We start from the raw sequence: 24,949 nt of genomic DNA, 5'->3' as shown, positions 1-24,949 counted from the left end.
ATGAAAAATCCACCATTCGATGATCGCCGCCGCCAGCAATTCATTTACCAGGAACTGTATGAAAAAACCCTGGAAAATTCGCTTGCCCTGATAAAAGTCCAACAGAAGAATAAGGAATCGGCTGAATCCGCGGCAGATCTCAGTCTGGCTTACAATTTTCTGTATCTTGAAAATTTCTGGATTTGGCTACTCGATTACACTGCGGGCATGCCCATAGAAGACCTCGCACCACGCCTGTCTGGCATCGTGGACAAGTTTGCGGAGTGGAATGAAGTCGATCAAATCCATCAGAAGGAAATATTATCGAAATACCCTGAATATGGCCCATATAGATATCGGGCAGCACCAAATTTTGGCGACCTTGCCGATTATGAAGATACGCTGCAATTACTGAGTATCGCTATATTATTGCGTGACCAGCGTTCGGTCAGTCGCATCATACGCATACTTAGCAGCCACCGTGGACAGGATGGCTTGTTCGAGGAACTGATTAGCGCCTATGTGGAGGATGCGATCAGGATCGACACTTGCGTACTGGGCAAACCGTACGATGTCTTGCTGCAGACAGTTTATGAAGATGATGAAAATTCGGCACGAAATTTACTCAAGAAGTATTTAAAACAATGGTACCCGGCGATGAAGGACCATCCACGCTGGTACAACGGCCATCTCAGAATCAGCGATGAAGGCTACGCGCCATATTATGGTTATTGGGCATTTGAAGCAGCTGCAATGGTTTTTGTTTTTGACCTCGATGACAGCGACATAGACCATTTGGTCTATCCAAAAGACCTCGTTGACTATGCGCGACAGTTATCGAAAGAAGGTCGCTATACCAGCATAGAGAGGAATGAGGCAAGCGATGGCGGGCATGTCGAAGGCAAACAGCCCTGCCGTGACACGGATTTTCGGGAGTAAGAATGCAGACTCTGGACGAACACACTTTTTTGGCCAGGCGCAGGGAACCGCTGCTGTCCTACGCGATTTACCTTGAAAGCAAAGACAGCCACGACGAGTGCTTCGACATGGTGGAGGCAGGCTTGCAACAACCTGCCGAATTACTGCAAAATATCCCGCCAGAAAATTTCATGACGGCCACGCGCCAGCGGGCCTGGGATGGCATAGACCTGCTCAGCCTGGCCTACAGCGCCGGTCATACGATAGCCGATCTGCGCGCGCTGTATCCCACGATACTCGAACACTGGGAAGAGTTTGCCAACTATGACAGGGCTTTTGACGTGCAGGCCTGCGCTGCGGAACAGGGATTTCCCCACTTCGCCCTGCCCGGTGATGACTACGAGCAGGTCAACCGCATGATCTGCCTTGGCATTCTCCTGGATTGGGGCAATTTGCTGCCCCGCCTGGCGCCAGTCATCGATTTCAACAACCACGAAAAAGATGGGCTGGTCGAACGCCTGCTGGCATTTTCCATCGATAACAGGGATACCACCTGGCCGGAATGTACCCGCCACTTGCCCTACGTCAAAACGCTCAAGATATTTGCGGCAGAAGAAAACCAGCGCCCGGCGCTGATGAAGGATTACCTGAGGCAATGGTATGACGCCAGCCGCCGCGAACCCTACTATGACAGCCACGCGCGCGACACGTCCTTTTCAGGCTACTGGTCATGGGAAGCGGCGGCCATCACCTGCCTGCTCGATATCGACGACAGCAGCTACCGCGATGCCAAATTCTATCCCGCCGACCTGGTGGCATTCCACCGTCAGCCACCCAGTATGCGATCGGAGCCGGCATGAGCCACAAACCGGCCGTGATCGCAGCCTGCCTCATCTTCGCCATGCCCGCGCAGTCACACGCCGCAGACTCGCCCTTTCCGGGGATTTATTCCGTCATCGATCCCGTCACGGGCATGACGCAGGATGTGCTGAAAATCGAACCGTTCATCAACGGCGAATTCAACGTCTTTCCCCGCTTCGCAGGGGAACGGGCGTGGGCTGGCGTGCTCTCTGGAAAGGTGATGGGCGCCAGGGATCGCTATCTGGAGGAAGCACTATTTCCGCAGGACAGCAAGGTGCGCACCCTGGCCATCGCAGACATCGGCTACCTCTACCGCACGCCCGGCGACAGCTATTCGCGCGACGGCCGCTCGGATACCGGCTACCTGAGTCATATCTTTGCCATCGGCATCAAGTCCATGCAGCGCCGGCCGCTGCTGGCAGGCCATGCCGAACGCGGCGAGCGCGGCCAGCACGATTACCGGCCCGGGGCCGATGAAACGAAGATAGCGGTCAGCACCTTGAACTACAGCGCCCGCGCCATCCAGGTCGGCGTCAGCGATGCCGGCAATCCGGCCAATGCCGTCGATACCGATCCCCTGAACCCTTACATGAGCAGCGCCGCCAATTGCTGTTTCTACCTGCCGGCCACGCCGCACAAGCCGGTGCAGCTGACCGTCGAGTACCGCTGGCTGCCAGACGGCAAGCCGGAAACGCGCACGCTGCCGTTGCCTGCCGGCAATGCCACCGAGGAGCTGCTGGTCGTCGTGCAAGCCGATGGCAAGCTGGCGCTGGAATTTCGCGCCCCGCACGAATCGCAGTCGATGACGGCGGATGGCAGCGTCAAGGCCGGCAACGGCAGGCTGTATCCTGCCCTGCCCGCTGCCGAGCGCAAGGCCGTGCTGGCCGCGGAACTGGCGCGTCAGCAACGTTCTCTCAAAGATATCAGCAAGAAACTGAAAAACCTGCCCCCGACGACACCGTTGCAGCTCACGCAGCGGGTGGCGGAACTGGTCGAAGAGCGGCAGGCCGCCGTGACGTATCTGGAAGCGTTTTCCGCATGCAAAGCGGCCGTGCGCGAGTGCGACAAGCAAGCCAGGGCGGCGGCCCGCGCCAGATAGCGGCTAGGCCCGTTTCTGCTAGGCTATCGCCGTGTCGCCACCTGTCGACGCTTCTTTCGGCACCAGCATCGCCTCTTTTACGCCGCCCGATGCCGGTTTTTCCCCCTCATATCGCCAATACAGATATTTCTTGCCTCGTTTTCCCATGAAATACTGCCGGTTTCGGGACCAGCGACTGGCTTCAACAAAGCCGATACTGGCGTCACTCATCTGATTCTTGAATCCCGCAACAGAATCATGCACATAGCGATCGAAGAATTTGTCAAATAAAGTCCGCTCCGCAACCGACAGCGACTTTCGGAGCTTGCCTTTCCAGGCATCGTAGATCGCGTCCTCCAGCGGTTCCGTGGAACTGCGAAAAAAGCCTGTTTTCTTTTCTGCAATATTCTGAACGTCGCGTTCCCATTCGCTGTCCGTCGTGGTCATGTACTTGTCAGGCGTGGCATACATGACGGACTGCCCCTTTGCGATGATGGCTTCGCGTTCTTTGCGCGCCGCGCGCTGACGTTCCGTGCGTCCCCAGCGCCAATGATAGTAATTGTTCATGTGGCTGATGACTTGCGTCTCGAGCCGCTTGTCCGCGCTGACGTGCTTCATGTAAGCGTCGAAGCATGCCTCCAATTCGCTGCTGATGTTAAACAGCGAGCCATAATCCTGAAGAACCTCTTCGGGTGACTTGAACGGCACCCCGGCGGCATATGCCGACAGATACATATTGCACAGCGGAATGCGCGCCAGTTCGTTTGACCGTCCCTCCTGATTCATGTCGTCATAACCGCCGCCCACGTCGGAGTGCGCCCCGGGATAAAGGGTTTCCCGACAGTTCGAGTCAGTGGCCTGGTCGATTCGGATAGAGTCTGATGGAAATTTCTCGCGCACTTCATGCGCTGCGACATAATGCTCGCAAAAGCGCACATACGGTGGAATACGCAGATCGGAGGCCCATTCCGCATGGCCGCCCTCGTCTGCCAGATACATCACGCCGCCCCAGACAGGTCCCAGGTGATATTTGAGATTCGACTCAAGGCGGCTACCGCCAAACCCCACCGAGGCCACGGTATCAAAAATGCCGAGGAAGTAAATCACCAGACGCGGCTGAATAAATCCGCCACTTTTGATCCAGATCAATCCATCTCCCTGCTGATAACACTGTCCAGCCAACTGACGCACAAAGGCCCGCGCCTGGGCCGCCCCCCGACTGAAGCCAAACACGGCAACATTGATTTGATTTACATGCGGCATGTGCTTGTCCACCCGCACCTTCAACTCCTTCAGCATCCAGCTGATGCGGGCCTGCCCTTTGGCAGCCGATGCCATGCCGAGCGCCCCATCGATTCCATCACCGCTGTCTTGAATTTCCGGAAACGGCGTGCCGACCCCTGGCGTATATATCGCGTAAGTCTTGTTTTTTTCGTCTTCGGCCGTATGCGCAAACTTTCCCAGTTTCGCAATATTGCTGTACTTTACATTCGACGAAGCCAGCGAACCATTTCCATCTTTTTTGAAATTATTTCCAGTTCCGTCAAAAAAACAGCTGATCCAGACGGGCTTTCGGCAATCCGACTCCTTCGCACATTTCTCCAATTCCTTGCGATAAATTCCTCGGGCAAGCCTTTCACTCTTCGTGACGTCGCTAAGCCGGCGTATCGTTGGTTTACTCATGGTCTATTCCCTATGCGGTGTGCGAGGTATGCCATAAAAGGGATTCTCGATTTCCTGCTTGCAGAACTGGCCTTGGGGAAGGCGCGTGGCATGCAGTTTCACTTGCTCGGCAGCAAGTGGCGCCTGCGTCTTGAAGGTTCCCAGATGTGCCTGGACTGTTCCATCGGCAAGAAAGTGCAAGAGCACGGTGGTTGGGCGATCAGGCCCTTTGGCGGGCAGGATGTCCACAGTGGCCTGACACCAGCGGCTTCCGGGAGAACTCAGCCTGGAAGTGCGTTCGTCGTAGTCAACACTCGATTTTCCATTGTGGTAGGCAGTATCGAACACCACGCTCCAGACCACCCGCACTCGCAGCGGTTTATCCACGGGACTATCCCAGATAAAACAGCAATTTCCGCTACTGAAACGGACTTTTTCACCATTGTCCATTTCCGCCTCGCTGGCGTCGCGAAAAAAAATGGAACCGCCGCTGGGAGCTTCATCGATCTTGAATGGCAGTGAAATACCCTTGAAGGTGATGGAGTAAATATCGTACGGCGTGTAGTTATATGAGGTGGTAGTGAAGGTTTTCTCGCTTAATTCCTGTTGCAAGCGATTTTCCTTTTCCTTGGAATTGCAAGCGGCCAAAATAAATAGGCACAATACGATAGAGGTCAGTTTTTTCATGTCGGGATCGCATTCATATGCTGGAAGCGGAAATTTCTTCGAGTGCAGCCCATTGCTGGGGAGTCCAGGCCAATATCCGGTCGCTGAATAACTGCGCCGTTCCCGTGGCCTGCAAAGCGATGGCGGCGATTGGGGACAGATGAAAATCGGCGCCCAGCATGAGCGACAACATGCAGTAGCTTTTCAAGTCTGTGGGCGAACTGAGTCCATATGCCTGCGCCCTGCCCAGCTGTTGAAAGAAAAAGTCATAGCGCTGATCCGGAGGCAAACCGTCGAGCGCCTGCGGATCATCGCTCTCCATTTGCTTCATCAGCATGTACGGCGCTGTTCTATTCATCAGCTCGACATATTGATGTTGTGCCAAAAGCATTCGTTCGCTTCCAAGGGGCACAGACTCCTCATCCTTCTCGCCAGGTACAATTTGTGGCACCCCACGCACGTCCATGTACAACCAGCCCGTGATTTCCGCGAGTGCAGCCTTGCGCTGCGCCGTTTCCAGCACGTCCAGCCAGTGCGGCAGGATAAGCGGATCGTAGTAGCGCATGATCCACTCCGTACCGTCATCGTGCTCCACCTCGGTCAGCCAAGTCAGCCGTTCCAGCACTTGCGGCAGGGGCCGGTCAGAAACAATCAGCGACATGAAATGGGCGCTGCCGGCAGTGCAAAGCAATTGGGCGAGCAAGGGACATTGCTCGCCCTTGATATGCCGCAACAATATCGGGCCGGCGTACAGGGCGTCTGGCTCGGCCAATTCACCTAACAAGGAATACAACTCGACGCTGTGATCGCTTGGCAAGCGGATACGGGCCAAACCATCGAACTTGGCGCCATCAATCAAGCTGTACAGGGTCACGCCCTGGTCGGCAGGATGGCTATCGAGCAGCGCAAGCAGCTGCAAGCCGCAGGCGGGAGCCCCGCCATCGTCGTCGCGCATGCTTACTCCCCCTTCGCGGCAAAAGGCGAGCCGCTCCTGGCCGCATTTAACAGACATTCCTTGCAAATACTGCGAGGCATGACCGGCAGTGGATAGCTTGCACGGGATGGCCCCGTAAAACTCTTCTTGCCGGCATGCACCGTGATCTTGCCCGGACACTGCACGGTGATGTTGCCGCCCTCGATCGTGATGTTCGCCCCGCCCGCCGTCGACAAACGGATGCTTTTCGCCGCCGCCCAGTCGATGTGCGCGGCGGCGCTGACGATGTTGACTTCCTCGCGCGCCTGCACGTTGAGCACGTCAGCCTGCGCCTGCAGGTCGATGGCCTGTTTGGCGGCGATCAGTTGCAGGCCGATATTGTTCTCGCCCGCCTTGACCACCCCGGCCAGGGCGCCGATGGCCTGCCCGCTGTGCACGCGCAACTGACCGCCGCCAACGAACTGGGTGTCCAGGCCGCTCATCAAGGAGGTGGTTTCGCCATTTGCCAGCTGGATATCCTGGCCCGCCAGCACGCCCAGGCCGGCGCGGGCGGCGATGGCGATGATGGCGTCGCTGCTGTGCGGCAACTTGTCGTCGCCGGGGCTGGTCGGCTTGCCCGCCGCGTCGCGCCTGGCGGCGGCCGTATCGTCCTGGCTCAGCATGCCGGAGACGCTCGTCAAAAACGCCGGCAAGGGCGCCGCCTTCTCGTCGAGCACGCTGGCATTCGCCTTGGCCGGCCCCAGGTGACTGGCATACGCGACCGTCTTGTGCGTGACGGCGGCGGCGCTGAAGGTTGCACCCAGCTTGGCCGCCTGCTTGAGCAAGACCATGCCCGGCGCATTGTCGCCGGCCGGATCGCGCGCCTGCGCGTCGTGATTGACGAGGTAGCTGGAAATCAGGAGCCCGGCGCCGGCCCGCACGGCGCCGTAAGCGTCGGTGCGCAGCTCGGCGCCCGTGCCGCGCAGGCTGCCCCGGTAATTGTCGGCCGCATGGATCAGGTGGCCAAGATTGAGTTCGCTTGCCGCATGGCTGCTCTTGAGCTGGATGCGCCCCTGCTGGTCGGTATCGTCGAACAGCAACTGGTTGTAGCCGGCAGCGCCGAATTCCTTGCTGCGGATACCCCATTGCGCCGCGCCGTTGCGGTGGCCGGCGCTGCCGCCGGCCGCGCCATGCCAGACCGGGCTGTTGCCGCCAGCCACGTTGCCCTGCGCCGACGGCGCATGGTCGCGCGCCGGTTCGAAGACACTGGCCTCCGCGGGCTTGTCCGTGATGCCGCCCGGTGAGGGCGCGACGCCGCCCTCGCCCTGCCCGTTGTACAGGGCGCCGACGATGATGGGGCGGTCGATATCGTTTTCCAGGAATTGCACCAGCACTTCCTGGCCGATGCGCGGCAGGAACTGGCTGCCCATGCCGCCGCCTGCCGAGCGCTGCGCCACGCGTACCCAGCAGGTGGCGCCGCCCTCCTGCTGCCAGTGGAAACGGATGCGCACCCGGCCCAGCTTGTCGCAATGGATCTCGCTGCCGCCGCTGGCGCTGGCGCTGGCGCCGCCGTCGGCGCCGACCACGATGGCGCTCTGGCTGCCGCGGGCCGTCGGTGCCGGATGGTGGCGCGCGTCGCCGCCCTCTGGTGCCGGGCGCCATGGCGTATCGGCCGCGATCGCCTCAATATGGTTGGCATAGCCACTCTCGACCGCCTGGGCGATCACTTGCTGGACATGCGCGATATCGCGCGGCGCCAGCGCCTGGCCAGCCAGGCCTTCCTGCAGCAATTCGGGTATGGGGCCGAACAGCTCAGCCAGGCCCTGCCTGGCGGGCGCCGGCAAGTTATTCACGCCCACGCTGTACACGCGCAGCACGACCAGCGCCGGCGCCTCGGCGCCGTCCTGCTGCAACGGTCCCTGCGTCAGGGTAAAGCGCGTACCGGCACGCAAGGTGCGCACGGTCGAACGCGCCTGCCAGCGTTCGCCGCGCGCTTCGAGCGCCTGCATCCGCAGCAAGGCATAGCGTTCGGCCTGGGCCGCATTGGCATAGAAATACTGGCCTGGCATGTCATAGCTTTCCAGCACGGGCGCATTTTTCCCACCCGGCGCCAAGCGCGTCGGCACGCTGGCGCTGACGGCCTTCTTGGCCTTGTAATCATAGCTGAGCACGGTCGCCACCGCCGTGCGCAAGGCGTGTGCCCGGCTGAGCGCCTGGATGGCGTCGGCCTGTTCCACGGCCCGCGCGCCATGAAATCGGATGCCGCCGCCTTGCGCGCTGCTGGCGTCTTCCGGCACCGCGCTCAAGGTGCTGCTGTCGGCGAACAGTACCAGGCAATGGCCGCCCTCGTGTTCTTCGAAGCGCCAGGCCAGGCCTTCTTCGCCCAGCAGACGCGTGACGAAGGCCAGGTCCGACTCGCGGTACTGGCAGCAATAGCTGCGCGGCTGCGCCTCGGCCATGAACGGCCCCGTGTCGCCGCTCCAGCGCCAGTCGGCTTGCGGCGCGTAAGCCTGGAACACGCTGTCGACGATTTCGATGACGCTCTTGTCTTGCCAGACGCGGCTGTTGCGTACCTGGCTCAACAGCCATAGCCACGGCGTCAGGCGCAGCCGGAAACGGGCCAGTCCGCCGTCGCTGCCCAGCATCGCCGCTTCGCTGACATAGCCGCTGAAGACAGCGCGGCTGCCGTCGGCCAGGCTGACGTGCAGCGCGGCCCGCTTGCCCAGCAGAGGCGCCAGTGCCACATTCGCCTGCGTGGACAGCACGATGACGTCGCGCACGCCCACGGCCTGCAACTGCTCGTCGGCGACAAACGCTTCCACCAACCACTGCGCCGTCCCGCCGTCGCCGGCGTCGCCGCCGTCCAGCGACAGCTCATACAACCGCGTCACACTGCTGAAACCAGCGAGGGAAGCGTTGACCTGAGCGGCGCTGGCGGCGCTCATTTTTCGCCTTTCACGGCAACTTGCCCGGCCTTGCATTGCGCGTTATCGGCATGGCCCTGGCAGGCGCGCGCGCGGCACGCGGCGGCGGCGTCGCGCTTGAGCGCCGCGCATTGCTGCAACTGGGTCCGCAGATTGGGAACGGTTTTCTTCGGCGCCGGCGCGGCCTGCGCGTGTGCCAGCAGGGCCGACAGCAGGGCGATATCGCTGTCTTCCGCGCGGCGGGCGGGCGTAGCCGCAGGCCCTTTCGCCGGCGGTTTTTTGGCTGCCGGACGGGGCGCCTTGGCCACCTGTTTCGTGACGGGTTTCGAGGCGGCGGCTGGGGGCGACGGCGTTTCCAGCGCCTTGCTCAGGACATCGCCCGGGTGCGCAGCACTCGCATTCCGGGCAGCGCCTGTGGCGGCTGTGGCGGACGCGCCGGCATCGAGCATCTCGCTCAGGCTCTGCTGCGGTGCGGCGGCGCCAGGCGGCGCCTCGTCACGGATGCTGGCGACGACCGGCGGCGCTTCCACGGCGGCGGGCGCGGCGGTGGCGACGGGCGGGGAAACCGGCGCCGCCGGCGCATCGTCGTCGCCAACCCGTTCTCCGCGCTGCCCAAGCCAGACGCCCGCTGCCAATAACAGCAGCAGCGCGCCCACGCCTCCGCGCAGGGCCAGGGTACCGCGCCTGGCCTTCGCGGACGCGCCGGCGTTGCCACCCTCGAGCGTGCTCAGGATGCGGTTACGGTCGGCCTCCGCCTGCTGCGCCTGCGTCAACAGGCTGGGCCGGGCCGGGAGCCGGGGGCTATCGTCATGAGTTCGCAAAATGTGCGCTCCTGTAATATTTGCAAGACTTTACGCTATTCAACAAAATCATGACGCGTGCCATAAAATCAACAGTGCGCACCCTCCGCACAATTGAAAAAAGCCCTCCTTAATTATCAGTTTTGTAAGATATACTTCCAGGCAATATCCGTCGATTCTCTGTTTTCCCCGATGGACAGCACCGTTCCCCGCAGCCAAACATTTCTTGATTGAGGTTAGCGTGTTCCTACTCGCGGTAGCGCTGTATTTCATCCTGGCATGCCTGATCAGCTGGCTGATCCTGTTCCCGGCCGGGCGCGATTTCGTGCTGCACGCCGTCGATGGCGCGGAGCAGCGCCTCGCCGCCTGCCTGCAGCGCGTGGCGAGGCGCAGGCAGACGGGCATGGCCAGCCTGGGACAGCGCAGCAGCGCGCTGTGGGCCCGCACTGCCGACTTGCTGCGCCGTCATTACCTGCTGTGTCTCGCGGGCGTGGCTGCGCTCAGCCTGCCGACCCTGCTGGCCCTGATGGCCGACAGCAAATCCATGCTGGGCGCCTACGATGTATCGACGCGGGAAATGAATACGCAGGTCGCCAGCCTGCTGCAGGGCGAACAGCTGGTGCCGCCCGTCGACCTGCCGCCGCTCGTGTTTGCCACGGAAGAAGTGCGCCAGGAGCGCCCGCTGCTGGTATCGGCCAGCCGCAACTGGACCTTGCTGAATGTGGAATACGCCCAGCGCTTGCTGCTGGTCTTCAAGATCATGAAGGAAAAGCATGGCTACGAGATGGCGCTGCTGGAAGGCTATCGCAGCCCCGAGCGGCAAGACATGTTGGCGGGCATGGGTCCCAACGTCAGCAACGCGGCCGCCTTTCAAAGCTGGCACCAGTACGGCCTGGCGGCCGACTGCGCTTTCCTGCGCAATGGCAAGCTGGTCATTTCCGAGAAGGACCCGTGGGCCATGCGCGGCTACCAGTTGTATGGCGAAGTGGCCGAATCGGTCGGCATGACCTGGGGTGGACGCTGGAAAATGATGGATTTCGGGCATACCGAACTGCGCCTGCCCGGCGTAATGAAAAAACACTGAGGGGAGCGCGTATGGCGGGTCCGGTAATCAGATTGGGCGACAAGACATCGCATGGCGGCACCGTGCTGGAAGCATCGGCGGTGAGCGACAGCGGCGGCATCAGCATGGCGCGGGTCGGCGACAAGGTCGCCTGTCCCCTGCCCGGCCATGGCGTCTGCCCCATCGTCAGCGGCGACTCCAGCTTCATCGTCGATGGCAAGCCCGTGGCGCGCCACGGCGACAAGACCAGCTGTGGGGCGCTGCTGATCGCCAGCCAGCAAGCCACCATCGACCAGGCATGACGGCCCTGCCCATACGCGGAGGAGCCCGCTGATGCGCCCCTGGTTGCGACGCGGCCTGCTGACCGTGTCCGTCTTTGCGCTGAGCTGGACGGGCGCCATCGCCTACTGGCGCGACAGCACGCGCATGCCGACGCCGGGCGAACTGGCCGGCGCCATGCTGGCGCTACCGCTGGCCCTGCTATTGATGCTGTGGCTGGGTAAAAAACTGCTGGCCAGGCTGCTGGCCGGGCCAGCCCTGGCGGCGCCGGGTCTTGCCGCACCACTTCAGGCCGAGGCGGCGACACCTCCCGTGGCACCGTTGCCGCTGCATATCGTGGCGGCCACCCTGCGCATGCCGGGCGGCGCCACGCCGTCGGAATTGCTGGCCGCCATGCGCTCCCGCCAGGCGCGCCCTGCACTCGACGGCCAGCTGCTCGATGAAGACGGCTATCCCCTGCTGTGCGGCAGGGTGGACGGCATCGACGAAGAAGAGCAGCAGCAAGTGCTGGCCGCCTGGCTGCGCGAGCATCCGCAGGCCGGCCTGGCCAGCGAACCGTTTCCCTTCAATCCGGAAGACGTGCGCGCGCTGGCCCTGGGCGCCGAAGTGCTGGCCGAACTGGTGGACGAAGCCCTGCAGCATGCGCTGTCCGCAGGCGCACGGGCCTCGCCAGCCAGCGCGCCGCCCATGCTGCGGCTGCATCTGCTGATGCCGACCTCGTGGAGCGCCGCCCAGCGCCAGGCCGGCGACGCCTGGCTGCGCCACCTGGCGCGCGAACAGGGCTGGCCAGCGCAGACATTGCCGCCGCCCGCCGACGCCGCCAACCGGCCACCGGCGCCGTTTGCCCTGTTGAACCAGCTTGCCGGCCATGCCGCGCCACCGCAGCCGCCCGGCCTGTCCATCGTGCTGGCCTGCGATTCGCACCTGGGCGAGCTGCGCGTGCATGTCCTGGCGAGCCAGGGCCAGCTGTTCAGCGCCAGCCAGGCGAACGGACAGATTCCCGGCGAAGGCGCGGCCGGCCTGCTGCTGGCCATCCCTGGCGCGACGGCGCCACCGGACGAGCCCGCGCCTGTCCTGCTGCACCGCGCAGCCACGGGCGAACTGCCGCAAGGCGCCAGCCAGCGCGGCCCGGCCGACAAGAGCATGCTGGCGGAACTGGGCCGGCAAGCGCTGGCGGCAGCCGGCGACGATGCGGCGGCCGGCATCGCGCTGGTCAGCGCCGATACCGACCAGCGCGCCAACCGCGTGCTCGAACTGATGCAGTGCGCCGGTGCCATCTTGCCCCAGTTGGACCTGGGCGAGCAGGTGCTGGGCGTCGGCACCGCATGCGGCCAGTGCGGCGCCGTCACGACGCTGGCCGCACTGGCCATGGCGCGGCAGGCGGCGGCCGACGACGGCGCGCACGTTTTATGTCTCAGCAACCTCGATCCACTGCAGCGCGGCGCCCTCGTCATTGGTCCGCGCGCGAAAAACAGTCACGGCACCACCTGATACAGCGACGTCCCATTCACGCACCTTAACGGTTTGCACACTATAAAACTATGATGCAACGATTCTGGCACTCCCTGACTTCACGCACCAGCCTGCTCATCCTCGGCATCGCGGCCGCCATCCTGCTGCTGTTCGCCTGCGCCGTCATTTTCGACTGGCCGGCCATGCGGCTGCTGCCCTTGCTGGCCGCGGCGGCGCTGCTGGGCGCCATCGTGTGGTGGCTGCGCCGCCGCCGGCGCCGGCGCGAGGGCGCCAGCTTCAACAGCATGCTGGAGCAGCAGGCGGCGGGCGCCGCGCCCAAGGCCGGTCAGGTGCAGCGCGAGGAAACCGAAGCCATCCGCAAGCGCATGCTGGAAGCGATCAATACCATCAAGACGTCGCGGCTGGGCCAGCTGTCGGGCGATGCCGCGCTGTATGAATTACCGTGGTACATGATCATCGGCAACCCCGCCGCCGGCAAGAGTACGGCGATCGCCAATTCCGGCCTGCAGTTTCCTTTTGTGGACAGCAAGATCGTGCAAGGCATGGGCGGCACCCGCAACTGCGACTGGTTTTTCACCACCGACGGCATCCTGCTCGACACGGCCGGGCGCTACGCCATCAACGATGAAGACCGCGCCGAATGGTTCGGCTTTCTCGGCCTGCTGAAAAAGCACCGCAAGCGCGCGCCGATCAACGGCATCATCATCGCCGTCAGTATTGCCGAGCTGACCGGCAGCAAGCCCGAATTCGCCATCGAACTGGCCAAGAACCTGCGCCAGCGCGTGCAGGAACTGACGGAGAAGCTGGAAGTCCATGCGCCCGTGTACGTGGTATTCACCAAGGCCGACCTGATCACAGGCTTCAGCGAATTTTTCCAGGATGCCGAACGCGCCGAACGCGACAAGGTCTGGGGCGCCACCCTGCCCTACAGCGTCAACAGCTCGAAGCAGGATGTGCTGGAGCAGTTCGACCAGCGCTTCGATGAGCTGTACGATGGCTTGAAGGACCTCAGCCTGGCCAATATGTCGCTGCTAGGACGCGAGCGCATGCCGCCCGGCGTGTTCACCTTCCCGCTGGAATTCAGTTCCGTGAAGGGACCGCTGCGCGCCTTCATCGCCACCCTGTTCGAGGAAAATCCCTTCCAGTTCAAGCCCGTCTTCCGCGGTTTCTATTTCACCAGCGCGCTGCAGGAAGGCGCCTCCGTCTCCGCCTCGTCGGAACGGGTGGCCCAGCGCTTCGACCTCAAACCGCAGCAGCAGGAACACAAGACGGTCCAGGCCCAGGACCAGCACGGCTATTTCCTGCTGAACCTGTTTCGCAAGGTGATCTTCGCCGACAGGGAACTGGTGGCGCAATACGCCAGCCCGCGCAAGACGCGCTTGCGCTATGCCACGTTTTTCACCGCCATCGCGCTGGCCGGCCTGGCGCTGGGCGGCTGGAGCTGGTCCTACCTGGCCAACCGCCAGCTGGCGGCCAACGTGCAGGCCGACCTGGAGCAAGCCATCAAGGTGCAGGACCAGCGCCTGGACCTGCAGTCGCGCTTCCAGGCCCTGGAAATCATGCAGGACCGCATCGAGCAGCTGGAAGCGTACCGCAGCAAGCGGCCGCTGGCGCTCAGCCTGGGCCTGTACCAGGGGGATTTGCTGGAGCGCAAACTGCGCGAGGAGTATTTTTCCGGCCTCAAGGAAGTCATGCTCGCGCCGGTGGCGCAATCGCTGGAGTCCTTCCTCGCGGAAGTAAACGCGGGCGCCGACCGGCTGCAGCCGCTGACGCCGGCGCCGGCCGGCACGACGGCCGCTGCCACAGTCGGCACGGCAGCCGGTACGGCGGTCGGTACGACAGGCCAGCCCTTCAAGGATGCCGCGCCGACGAATGTGGAAGATGCCTACAATGCCCTGAAAACCTACTTGATGCTGGGCGACAAGTCACGCGCCGAAGCCGGCCACCTGAACGACCAGCTGACCCGCTACTGGCGCGGCTGGCTCGACGCCAACCGGGGCAACATGCCGCGCGAACAGATGATCCGCAGCGCCGAACGCCTGATCTCGTTCTACCTGACGCAGATCGACGACCCGTCCTGGCCGCAGATCGAGAACAAGCTGGCCCTGGCCGACCAGTCGCGCGACAGCCTGCGGCGCGTGGTGCGCGGCATGCCGGCGCGCGACCGCGTGTATGCGGACGTGAAGGCGCGCGCCGCCACGCGCTTCCCGTCGATGACGGTGGCGCGCATCGTTGGCGAGCAGGACAAGGAACTGGTACTGGGCAGCTACGCCATCCCCGGCACCTTCACGCGCGACGCGTGGGAAAAATACATCCAGCAGGCGTTCCAGGAAGCGGCCAACCGCGAATTGCAAAGCGCCGACTGGGTATTGAAAACGGCGTCGAAGGATGACCTGACCCTGGAAGGCAGCCCGGAACAGATCCAGAAGGCGCTGGTGGAACTGTACAAGACCGATTACGCGCGGGAGTGGCAGAAATTCATCCAGGGCGTCAGCATCCGCGAATTGAACGGTTTCGACAATGCGGCGCAGGCGATGAACCGCCTCGGCGATCCGCAAGCCTCGCCCCTCAACAAACTGATCGAGACGGTGTACCAGGAAACCTCGTGGGACAACCCCTCCTTGCTGGGCCAGGGCTTGCAGCGCGCCCAGCGCGGGGCGATGGACTGGTTCCGCGAAACGGTGCTGCGCCAGAAGCCTGCCGCCGCGGCGGCGGGCCAGGCCGGCGGCGCCATGCCGATGGGGCCCGTCGGCCGCGAATTTTCCGGCGTGGCGCGCCTGGTGGTGGCGCGCGACAAGGAAGCCTCGCCCATGCGCGGCTACCTGGCGGCCCTGTCGAAGCTGCGCGTGCGCTTCAACCAGATCAAGAACCAGGGCGACACGGGCCCCGGCGCCAAGCAGCTGATGCAGCAGACGCTCGATGGCAGCGGCTCGGAGCTGGCCGACGCGCTGAAATACGTGGACGAGCAGATGCTGACCGGCATGAGCGACCCGCAAAAGCAGGCCATCCGCCCGCTGCTGGTACGCCCGCTGATGCAGACCTTCGCCGTCATCGTCAAGCCCACCGAGACGGAGATCAACAAGGTATGGCTGGCGCAGGTGCTCGAACCGTTCCAGAAAACCCTGGCGCCGAAATATCCGTTCGCGCCCGACTCGCGCATCGAGGCGAGCAATGCCGACATCGGCCAGGTATTCGGCCCGGAAGGCGCCATCGCCAAGTTCTTCAACACCACCATCGGCCCGCTGGTCGTGCGGCGCGGCGACGCCATCAGCGCCAGGACCTGGGCCGCGATGGGCATCACCCTGGCGCCGCCGGTGGTGGCCAGCCTGCCCGGCTGGGTCGCCCCGCTCAGCGCCAACGGCGTGGCCACGGCGGCCGGCGCTGCCGAAGCGCAGACGCGCTTCGACCTGCAGGCGCTGAGCGCACCCGGCGCCACCGAATATACGATCGAGATCGATGGCCAGGCGCTGCGCTGGCGCGGCCAGCCGCAGCCCTGGGTGCACATGGTCTGGCCCAATCCGCAGGGCCTGCCCGGCTCGCGCATCAGCGCCATCACACCGGAAGGGCGCACCGTGGTACTGCTGAACGAACCGGGGCATTTCGGCCTGAAGAAGATGATCGACTCGGCCAGGCGCACGCGCAAGGAGGGCGGCGTATTCGAACTGAGCTGGGAGAACGGCGGCGTCACCGTGATGGCCAACCTGAAGATCGTGGCCGCGACCGCGCCGGCCGCCACCTCCGCCGCCAACCAGGGTTTCCGCGGCCTGAAACTGCCGGAATCGGTCGTCATCGGGGCGCCGGAAACGGCCACCGCCATCGCCGGGAACACGCCATGAGCCGCCCTACCGTTACCCAGATCGGCTATTTCGGCAAGATCCCCAGCCGCGGCGACTTCATCAAGCACGGCGACAACCCGGCCCTGCTGAAGATGCTCGATGAGTGGCTCGCCAACGCCATGGAACTGATGACGGCCGATGCGCGCTGGAAGCTGACCTACGACGCGCTGCCGCCGCTGCATTTCGCCTTCATCGGCCCGCGCCGCGGCCGCGCCATCGCCGGGCACATCGCCGCCAGCAGCGATGCCTCGTCGCGCCGCTTTCCCTTCCTGATGATGGGCGCCATGGAAGTGGCGCAGCCGGCCGGCTTCGTGCCGACCAGTCCGCTTGTGCTGTCGCGCCTGTGGAACCGCCTCGATGCCCTGAGCGCCGAAATGTGCGGCGCGGCGGCCGGCGCCGCGCTGCCGGCCGCCGCCGCGGGCGCCAGCATCGAACTGGACTTGCGCGGCAGCGCCTACGATGCGGCCTTCGACGATTTCCTCGGCTTGCAGACGGTGGGCGCGCTCGACGCCCTGCTGGCGCCCACGGGTTTTGGCGGTTCCGTGCGCCAGGTGCTGCTGGCCCTGGGCATGCTGCTGCAGCCCGTCATGGCCAGCAGCTCCAGCCGGCTGGAAAAAAGCCTGGAACTGCCGCTGCCGGCCGACCCGCTGTACCGCAATCTGGTGGCGGCCTTCTGGATGCACCTGATCGCCCCGTTCCTGGCGCGCGCCGACTTCGAACTGGCGCTGTTCATCACCCGCATCCGCGGCCGCCATGCGCTGGTGCTGGGCTTTTGCGGCGCCTCGGCGCAGACCCTGCACGCCATCATGGAACCGCAGGCGGCGCTGGAACACCACATCGGTTTCGACGACCTGGCCTGGGTCGAGGAACACGCCAACAGCGACTACGCCATCAAGAAAGCCTCGAGCTACCTCGCGCAGCCCAACCTGTCACTCAAATCGGCGCATGACACGTTTCGTGCCGCCTTCATCGGGACCTGATCATGCGCCACCTCCGCCTTGCCATCCTTCTCAGCCTGGTATTCGCCCCGGCCGGCGCCAGCGCGCAAAGCGCCGCCGCGCCGGCGGCCGCTGTCTCGGCGCCCGCCGCCGCCACGCCGCAACCGGGCCAGGTTCTGGCCAGCGGCACGGTGCCGGACGAAGCGGCCAAGGCGGCGGTGCTGGTGCGCCTGCGCGAATTGTATGGCGCCGACAAGGTGGTCGACCAGATCGCCGTCGGCCAGGTCGCGCAGCCGGCCAACTGGAACGCCTATGTGCAAAAGCTGCTGACGGCGGACCTCAAGCAGATCCGCCGCGGCCAGCTGAAGATCGAAGGCAGCGTGGTCAGCGTGCGCGGCGAAGTGGCCAACGAGGCGCAGCGGCAAAAGATCGCCAGCGACTTCGCCACCAGCCTCAATCCCACGTACACCGTCAACAACGGCTTGCGCGTGTCCGCCTCCGACCAGAACATCCTCGACGGCACGCTGGCCAACCGCACCATCGAATTCGAGAGCGGCAAGACCACGCTGACGCCGTCTGGCCGCGCCATCCTCGACGAAATGAGCGCGGCGCTGCTCAAGCTGGCGGGCCGCAAGGTGGACATCATCGGCCACACCGACAACCTGGGCCTGCGCGCCAGCAACCAGAACCTGAGCCAGGCGCGCGCCGAGGCGGTCAAGGCCTACCTGGCCGGCAAGGGCATCGACGGCGACCTGCTCAGCGCTTCCGGACAGGGCCCGGACCGTCCCATCGCCAGCAATGACAGCGCCGATGGCCGCGCGCGCAACCGCCGCATCGAATTTCGCATGGTCCAGTAAGACCGCCACGCCTCCCGCAAGCCATCCGCCCCACTGCCGAGAACACACATGATTTCAGCCGACCAGCTCCTGCTTCCCATCAGCGCCGAACAGCCATGCGGCATCGACCTGTCCTTCTCCACCGACTTCGACGCCATCGGCCAGGCGCGCAAGTTCGACGACCCCACGCTCGACCAGGGCGAGTGGGTCACCGACCTGAAGGAAGCCGACTGGGCCTTCGTACTGCAGCGCTGCGCCACCCTGCTGGGCGAAAAGAGCAAGGACTTGCGGCTCGCCGCCTGGCTGGCCGAAGCTTGCGCCAGGCAAGACCATTTGCGCGGCCTGGGCGAAGGCTATCGCCTGCTGGCCGGCCTGCTGCACCAGTACTGGGACCTGGGCCTGTACCCGCAGCCCGATGGCGACGACCACGAGCAGCGCATCGGCAACCTGAGCTGGATCCTGGCGCGCACGCCGTCCCTCGTGCGCGCCATGGCGCTGACGGACAAGCAATCGGGCGGCTGGTCGACGGTCGACTTCGAGACGGCGCGCAAGCGGGCCGCCAGCAACCAGGACGGCGTCAACGGCACCAAGCTGGTGGACATGGAGGCGGCGCGGCGCGGCACGTCGGCGCAGTTCCGCGCCGCCTTTGCCGCCGATGCCCAGTTCTGCCTGGACGCGCTGGCCGAGCTGGAACAGGCGGCCGATACCCGCCTGGGCAGGGATAGCCCGGGCTTTTCCATGGCGCGCGAGGCCCTGCAGGCGATACAGCTCGCCCTGCCTGCCGCCGCCACGGCCATCCCTGCCTCCAGCGTCGCCGCCGCGCCGGTGCCGGCTGGCGGCCAGGCGGCGACCGCCGTGCCGGCGCCGCTGCCGGCGGCGCCCGGCGAGCTGCAAAGCCGCGCCCAGGCGCTGGCGCAGCTGCGCCAGGTAGCGCAGTACTTCCGCCAGACGGAACCGCACAGCCCCGTCTCCTACTTCGCCGACAAGGCCGCCAACGCCGGCGAGCAGAACCTGCACGAATGGCTGCGCGGCGTGGTCAAGGACGGCGCCTCGCTGGCCCACATCGAGGAGCTGCTGGGCATCGCGCCCGGCAGCGGCCACTGAGCCGGCTTGACGCCTATTTGATCGTATACCGGAACTGCCCCTGCTTGCCGGCGCTGGCCTTGATGCGGCTGATGCCCTGCCCTTCCGCCATGCGCGCCAGCACGGCTTCGGCGATTTCCGGCAGCAGGCTGCCATTCAGGATATTGTCGACATTGCGCGCGCCCGAATCGACTTCGGTGCAGCGCGCCAGCACCGCCTCGACCAGCGCCTCGTCGTAGAGGAACTCGGCCTGGTGATTGGCGGCGATGCGGGCCGCGATCCGGCCCAGCTTCAGGCCGATGATACGGGCCAGTACATCGTCGCCGAGCGGATAATAGGGAATCACCTTCAGGCGCCCCAGGAACGCGGGCTTGAAAACCTTCAGCAACTGCGGGCGGATGGACAGCTCCAGCTGCTCCGGCGTCGGCAGCTGCTCTTGCGGCAGGTTCAGGCACGCCTGCATCATGGTGGCCGACGCCACGTTCGAGGTCAGGATGATGATGGTATTCTTGAAATCGATCTCGCGTCCCTCGGCATCGTCCATCACGCCCTTGTCGAAGACCTGGAAGAACAGCTCCATGACATCAGGATGCGCCTTTTCCACCTCGTCGAGCAGCAGCACGCTGTACGGATTGCGGCGCACCGCCTCGGTCAGCACGCCGCCTTCGCCATAGCCGACATAGCCGGGCGGCGACCCCTTCAGACCCGAGACGCTGTGGGCTTCCTGGTATTCGCTCATATTGATGGAGATGAGCTTGCGTTCGCCGCCGTACAGGACGTCGGCCAGCGCCAGCGCCGTTTCCGTCTTGCCGATGCCGGACGGGCCGACGAACAGGAACACGCCCTTCGGCTTGTCCGGGTCGTCCAGGTTGGCGCGCGCCGTGCGCACGCGCTGCGCCACCGCCTCGATCGCGTGGGGCTGGCCCAGCACGCGCTCCTGCAGCAAGTCCTTCAGCCGCAGCACCGTCTTGAGTTCATCCTTGACCATCTTGCCCAGCGGGATACCGGTCCAGCCGGCGACGATTTCCGCCACCACGTGGCCGTCGACCTGCACCGGCACCAGCGGTGTCTCGCCCTGCAGCGACGCCAGCTCGACCTGCAGCGCCAGCAGCTCGCGCCCCTGGCCCGCGTCGGCCGGCTTGCCCTCCTCGAGCTGCCGGCGGATCGCCTGGATCTGTTCCGACAGCGCCTTTTCGCCATCCCAGCGCGCGGCCAGCTGCGCGTGTTCCTGCGTGGCGGCGCCGCGTTCGACGTCGAGTTGCTGCAGCCGCGCGCCATGGCGCGCGCCGCCGCTCTCCTCGCGCGCCAGGGCCGAAGCTTCCGCATCGATGCGCTCGCGCCGGCGCGCCACGCTGTCGAGCAGGGCCGGCGTGGCGCTCTGCCCCAGCGCCACCCTGGCGCAGGCCGTATCGAGCACGCTGATGGCCTTGTCCGGCAGCTGGCGGCCCGCGATGTAGCGGTGCGACAGGCGCACGGCTTCGGTGATCGCCTCGTCGAAGATGCGCACCTTGAAATGCTGTTCCATCAGCGGCGCCATGCCGCGCAACATGGCGCATGCCAGCTCTTCGCTCGGTTCCTCGATCTTGACGACCTGGAAGCGGCGCGCCAGCGCGGCATCCTTTTCAAAATATTTCTTGTATTCGCCCCACGTGGTGGCGGCGATGGTGCGCAGCTCGCCGCGCGCCAGTGCCGGTTTCAGCAAGTTGGCCGCGTCATTCTGGCCAGCGCTGCCGCCGGCGCCGATCATCGTGTGCGCCTCGTCGATGAAGAGGATGATGGCGTGCGCGCTCTTGCCCACTTCGGCGATGACGTTTTTCAGGCGGTTCTCGAACTCGCCCTTGACGCTGGCGCCGGCCTGCAGCAGGCCCATGTCCAGCGTGTGGATTTCCACGCCCTGCAGGATGTCGGGCACGTCGCCCTGCACGATGCGCAGCGCCAGGCCCTCCACCACGGCCGTCTTGCCGACCCCGGCCTCGCCCGTCAGGATGGGATTGTTCTGGCGCCGCCGCATCAGGATATCGATCGCCTGGCGGATTTCCATGTCGCGCCCGATCACGGGATCGACCTTGCCGGCGCGCGCGCGCGCCGTCAGGTTGACGGTGAACTGGTCCAGCGCCGGCGTTTTCGACGCCGCCGCGCCGGCCAATTCCCCCACGGGATCGCCGCCGGCGTCGCCCGCCCCCTCCTGCCCTGCAGCCGCCTCGCCGGCTTCCTGCGAACCCTCGGTCAGCTTGTCGAGCCCGTGCTTGATCTCGTCGAGCTTGAATTCGTGGAACAGCGCCGAGCCCCGGTAGGCCAGCTGCGCCAGTTCCGGCTCGGTCAGCAGCGCCTGCAGCAGATGACCGCTGCGGATGCTCACCTGCCGCCCGGCCCGCAAATCGAGCGAAGCGATCAGCCAGGCATGCTCGAACAGTTTCGGCAGGCGCACGGAAAACACGGGCGTGCGCGCGTTGCCCGTCTGCAGGCGCGCCACTTCGGCGCGCAAATCCGCTTCCAGCATGCTCACGCTGACGCCGCTCCTGCGGGCAATCAGCACGAAATCGCTGCGCGGCTGCTCCAGCAAGGCGAGAAAGACATGCTCCAGGTCGACTTCATACTGCCCCAGCCCGACGCACAGACTGGCCGCGCGCGTGGCGGCCGTGCGGCAGGTGTCGTTCAACTTGCTGATCAGGGTTTTCAGGTTGATGCTCATGGGGCGGCGGTCCTTGTCGGGTGATGGTTGGCGAAATCGGTGGAGTGGCGCGCTCAAGCCGGCGCATGCAGTTCATAGCGGACATCGGCGCGGTCGCACGCCTCGCCGCCGGTGATCAGGAAACTGTCCCAGCCCAGCCGCCCACCGCTGCGCGGCACTGCCAGCGCCACGCCCTGCACATCGGCGGCGCGCAGCACCAGCTGCACTTCGTATTCCAGGCACAGGCCGGTGAACATGGCGAGCATTTTCTCGAGCGCGAGGGCGGCCGCGCCGCCGGGCAGGAAAGCGTCGAAGTGGCGGCGGGCCAGGGGGCCGATGGTCAGCCGCAGGCGCAAGTCGCGCTGCCAGACGCGCGCACCGACCATGGCGGTGGCGCCCAGCACGGCGTTGCTGCCGCCCAGCGTGCTTTGCTGCTCGCGCGGCACGTCGTACCAGCAGCCGACAAACTGGCTGACGGCGATGCGCTGCCCGAAATACTCGGACAGCACCTGGCCTATCATCACGGCCGACGGCGGCCGGTGGCGCATGGCGGCGGCAAAGTAGCCCACCGATTCGTCGAGCACGCCCGTGCCGTCCTCCGCCAGGCGCTGGCGCAGCGAGGCGTTGCCCAGCCCTGCCAGCGACAGCAGCAGCGGCAGGAACTGGTCCTTGCCGTCGAGCTGATACTTGAGCTCCAGCCGGTACTTGCGCCAGGCTTCATAGAACAGGGCCAGGGCGCGATTCGAGAACGTGTCGAGGAAGGCGCGCGGCCCCTCGTCCTTTTCATACAGCTGGTGCGTGGCGATGCGTTCCGTATAGTGCAGCGGCAGCGCGCCGGCGACGCCGAGAAAACCCATGAAGGCCGGCGTGACGCGCACGTATTTCAGCTGGGAGCTGCGCAGCGCCGCGCCCAGGGCGTTGGAGTCCGTGGCCAGTTCGCGCGGTTCGGGCGCCAGCGCTTCGATCTGGCTGGGGGCGAAGTCGAGCGAGACGGAATTCTGGAAGCGCAGGAAACTGGCCACCGCATCGTCGTGCGGCAAGCCATTGCGCCTGAGCCAAAGCTCCAGCATGCGTACCGCCTGGAAGTACTGGAAGCGGCAAGGCTGGGCGAACAGGCGCTCGATTACACTAGGCTCGAATCGCCGCTGCGTGGTTTGCATCGCCACAGCTCCTCTCCTGATTTTTTTGCCAGCACCACCAGCTGCGTGAAGCTGTTCGCATGCACATACAAGCCCAGGAAGCACTCGATCACATGCGCAAAGGCGTGGATGCCGCTGCCGACGAAGGCCTCTTCATCTATCGTCAGCCGCACTTCGACGCCGCGCACCAGGCAGGCGAAGGGATTGCCTGGCAGCCAGGCATTGACGGCCTGGTGGGCGATGGCCGTGATGCCTCGGATTTGCCGCTGCGACGTGGCCGAGCGCGGCAAGTCGTACAGGGCCAGCATTTCCTGGAACGCTTCCAGGCCGCTGCCGGCCAGCGACAGGTGATTCAGCGACAGATGCGAAATCAACCGCCAGTGGGCGCCCCTGCCCCGTTCGAAACGGTGCGACTCGCTGGGTTTGCGCAGCAGGCTGATGCTGCGCACGCTGGAGCCGCCTTCGAGAAACAGGTCGCCGCCGTGCAAGCCGTAGGTCAGCTGCGCAGGCAAGTCGCGGTTGGTGCAGCTCAGCTCCAGGCTGAGCGTGTCCGTTTCCACCGCGGCCGGATCGAAATCGATGTCGACGATCGAAATCTGCATTTCGTAGCCGGGACTCTTGCTGGCGATGATCTCGTCGCGCCGCATGACCCAGTAGTGGCCATCCCTGGCCGGGGTCTCGCCATGGCGCAGCGAATAGAATGGGCGGAATTCCACCACGGATTCGCCCTGCGGCGTCTGCCGCACCAGCTTGACCGAGTCGATAGCCTGCACCTCGAACGCATACGCGCGGCGCGCATCGGCCAGCACGGGATAGCTGGCGGCCGTGTGCGTGAGGCGGATAGGCTCGCCGCGCTGGCGGAACAGGTTGACCACCGGCGTACAGCCCAGCAGCAGGTTGTGCGTGTTCATCGTCCCCAGCAGGCGTGCCGTGTTCGAATCGGTGCGCAAGCCGCTCAGCGCCAGGTGCAAGGTGATGCGGCGGCTGCCGGACGGCAGCGCGGCGCACAGCGCACCCAGGTCGATGTCGAAGAAATTGAATTTTTCGGGAAAGCAGAAATACTCGGTCAGCAGCCGGTAGGCCGGATGCGAGCGTGCGGAAAACGGGATCAGTGCATCGTCCTCGGCAAAGCCGGCGCTGCGCACGGGAATGCCGTCGAGCGCGACCCAGCTGCCGCTGCCGTCCGCCTCGGCATAGGCCTTCACGGTGCGCATGAACAGGGCGTCGCGCAGCGCCGCGCAAAACGAGGGCTGGCCATCGATGAACACGCGCAGCGACGCCAGTCCCAGCTGGCCCAGCGACAGCTGCGCGGCGCTCGACTCGATGGTGATGCGCACGCCCGAGGTGGCATTCGCCGGCAGCAGCACCTGTTCCGGCGCCTCGATGATGGCGGAAAAAGCAGCATGCGTGAGCGCCAGCGGCGCCACCGTCACGGGATAGGCGGTACGGAAGGTGCAGGCCACGCCTTTCACGGGGCGCGTCGTCAGCTCCGTGCCGCGGGCGATTTCCGCAGGCGCCGTCAGCTGCGCCGCCGCGGCGCCGTAATCCATGCGCGCGATCGAGCACGAGGGAAATGGCCGCAGGTAATGCGGATACAGCACTTCGAACAGCGCTTCGGTAAATTCGGGATAATCGTCGTCGATGCGCTTCGAGATGCGCGAATTGAGCAGCGCGAACGACTGGATCATGCGCTCGATGTGCGGGTCTTCGCACACCTCGCCGCCCATCAGCAGGCGGCCGGCGATCTTCGGGTAGCGCTCGGAAAACTCGCGCGAATAGCGGCGCAGGAAACCCAGTTCGCGCTCGTAATAGGGCAGCAATTCATCCAAG

Annotated in this window: 18 protein-coding genes; 10 read left to right on the top strand and 8 right to left on the bottom strand. The window is 64.7% G+C overall.

Annotated elements, in window-relative coordinates; all coding sequences use genetic code 11:
* The 3 genes from OX459_RS23035 to OX459_RS23025 are packed head-to-tail and all read left to right on the top strand — an operon-like array spanning position 1 to position 2,857.
* Positions 1-918: a PoNe immunity protein domain-containing protein gene (locus OX459_RS23035; protein ID WP_289906679.1), complete on the top strand. Its 918-nt coding sequence runs from the start codon at positions 1-3 to the stop codon at positions 916-918.
* A gap of 2 nt (positions 919-920) precedes the next feature.
* Positions 921-1,757: a PoNe immunity protein domain-containing protein gene (locus OX459_RS23030; protein ID WP_289906678.1), complete on the top strand. Its 837-nt coding sequence runs from the start codon at positions 921-923 to the stop codon at positions 1,755-1,757.
* The gene (locus tag OX459_RS23025) at positions 1,754-2,857 is read left to right on the top strand and encodes a hypothetical protein (RefSeq protein ID WP_289906677.1); all 1,104 of its coding nucleotides are present in this window, start codon (positions 1,754-1,756) and stop codon (positions 2,855-2,857) included. The genes OX459_RS23030 and OX459_RS23025 overlap by 4 nt, the downstream gene beginning before the upstream one ends.
* Positions 2,858-2,875: 18 nt before the next feature.
* Here OX459_RS23025 and OX459_RS23020 read toward each other — a convergent pair whose 3' ends face one another.
* Genes OX459_RS23020 through OX459_RS23000 form a run of 5 tightly spaced genes read right to left on the bottom strand, consistent with a single transcriptional unit; the run spans position 2,876 to position 9,822 of the window.
* A complete protein-coding gene (locus tag OX459_RS23020; RefSeq protein WP_289906676.1) occupies positions 2,876-4,519 on the bottom strand; it encodes a DUF2235 domain-containing protein in 1,644 nt (547 codons plus the stop codon).
* 3 nt (positions 4,520-4,522) lie between these two features.
* Positions 4,523-5,185: a hypothetical protein gene (locus OX459_RS23015; RefSeq protein WP_289906675.1), complete on the bottom strand. Its 663-nt coding sequence runs from the start codon at positions 5,183-5,185 to the stop codon at positions 4,523-4,525.
* Between the two features lie 13 nt (positions 5,186-5,198).
* The gene (locus OX459_RS23010; protein ID WP_289906674.1) at positions 5,199-6,119 is read right to left on the bottom strand and encodes a DUF4123 domain-containing protein; all 921 of its coding nucleotides are present in this window, start codon (positions 6,117-6,119) and stop codon (positions 5,199-5,201) included.
* 2 nt (positions 6,120-6,121) lie between these two features.
* Positions 6,122-9,022 carry a type VI secretion system Vgr family protein gene (locus OX459_RS23005; RefSeq protein WP_289906673.1) on the bottom strand — a complete coding sequence of 967 codons (2,901 nt, stop codon included), beginning with the start codon at positions 9,020-9,022 and terminating at the stop codon, positions 6,122-6,124.
* Positions 9,019-9,822, bottom strand: a complete 804-nt coding sequence (locus tag OX459_RS23000; protein ID WP_289906672.1) for a hypothetical protein — start codon at positions 9,820-9,822, stop codon at positions 9,019-9,021. Before OX459_RS23000 ends, OX459_RS23005 begins: the two co-directional genes overlap by 4 nt.
* Positions 9,823-10,042: 220 nt before the next feature.
* Between OX459_RS23000 and OX459_RS22995 the strand changes: the two genes are divergently transcribed.
* Genes OX459_RS22995 through tssA form a run of 7 tightly spaced genes read left to right on the top strand, consistent with a single transcriptional unit; the run spans position 10,043 to position 19,330 of the window.
* Positions 10,043-10,885, top strand: a complete 843-nt coding sequence (locus OX459_RS22995) for a M15 family metallopeptidase (protein ID WP_077402306.1) — start codon at positions 10,043-10,045, stop codon at positions 10,883-10,885.
* Positions 10,886-10,896: 11 nt separating this feature from the next.
* Positions 10,897-11,166 carry a PAAR domain-containing protein gene (locus OX459_RS22990; protein WP_289906671.1) on the top strand — a complete coding sequence of 90 codons (270 nt, stop codon included), beginning with the start codon at positions 10,897-10,899 and terminating at the stop codon, positions 11,164-11,166.
* Between the two features lie 31 nt (positions 11,167-11,197).
* Positions 11,198-12,634 carry a hypothetical protein gene (locus OX459_RS22985; RefSeq protein WP_289906670.1) on the top strand — a complete coding sequence of 479 codons (1,437 nt, stop codon included), beginning with the start codon at positions 11,198-11,200 and terminating at the stop codon, positions 12,632-12,634.
* A 53-nt stretch (positions 12,635-12,687) separates the two neighbouring features.
* Positions 12,688-16,452: a type VI secretion system membrane subunit TssM gene (tssM, locus tag OX459_RS22980; protein WP_289906669.1), complete on the top strand. Its 3,765-nt coding sequence runs from the start codon at positions 12,688-12,690 to the stop codon at positions 16,450-16,452.
* The gene (gene tagF / locus OX459_RS22975; protein WP_289899073.1) at positions 16,449-17,432 is read left to right on the top strand and encodes a type VI secretion system-associated protein TagF; all 984 of its coding nucleotides are present in this window, start codon (positions 16,449-16,451) and stop codon (positions 17,430-17,432) included. The genes tssM and tagF overlap by 4 nt, the downstream gene beginning before the upstream one ends.
* Before the next feature lie 2 nt (positions 17,433-17,434).
* On the top strand, positions 17,435-18,247 hold the full coding sequence (locus tag OX459_RS22970; RefSeq protein ID WP_289906668.1) for an OmpA family protein: 813 nt from the start codon (positions 17,435-17,437) through the stop codon (positions 18,245-18,247).
* A 48-nt stretch (positions 18,248-18,295) separates the two neighbouring features.
* Entirely contained in the window at positions 18,296-19,330 is a 1,035-nt protein-coding gene (gene tssA / locus OX459_RS22965) for a type VI secretion system protein TssA (protein ID WP_289906667.1), read from the top strand.
* A 13-nt stretch (positions 19,331-19,343) separates the two neighbouring features.
* Here tssA and tssH read toward each other — a convergent pair whose 3' ends face one another.
* From tssH to tssF, 3 genes are read right to left on the bottom strand one after another with little or no spacing between them, the layout of a single operon-like run.
* The gene (gene tssH, locus OX459_RS22960) at positions 19,344-22,001 is read right to left on the bottom strand and encodes a type VI secretion system ATPase TssH (RefSeq protein ID WP_289906666.1); all 2,658 of its coding nucleotides are present in this window, start codon (positions 21,999-22,001) and stop codon (positions 19,344-19,346) included.
* Positions 22,002-22,054: 53 nt separating this feature from the next.
* Positions 22,055-23,140, bottom strand: coding sequence for a type VI secretion system baseplate subunit TssG (tssG, locus tag OX459_RS22955; protein ID WP_289906665.1), 1,086 nt, complete (start codon positions 23,138-23,140; stop codon positions 22,055-22,057).
* Complete coding sequence (gene tssF / locus OX459_RS22950) at positions 23,104-24,948, bottom strand: type VI secretion system baseplate subunit TssF (RefSeq protein WP_289906664.1); 1,845 nt, start codon at positions 24,946-24,948, stop codon at positions 23,104-23,106. Before tssF ends, tssG begins: the two co-directional genes overlap by 37 nt.
* Position 24,949 lies beyond the last annotated feature (1 nt).

This window comes from Janthinobacterium sp. SUN026, assembly GCF_030397625.1.
Classification (GTDB): domain Bacteria; phylum Pseudomonadota; class Gammaproteobacteria; order Burkholderiales; family Burkholderiaceae_D; genus Janthinobacterium; species Janthinobacterium kumbetense.
Note: the sequence above shows the minus strand (reverse complement) of the source record. Positions and strands in the feature narration are given on the sequence as shown.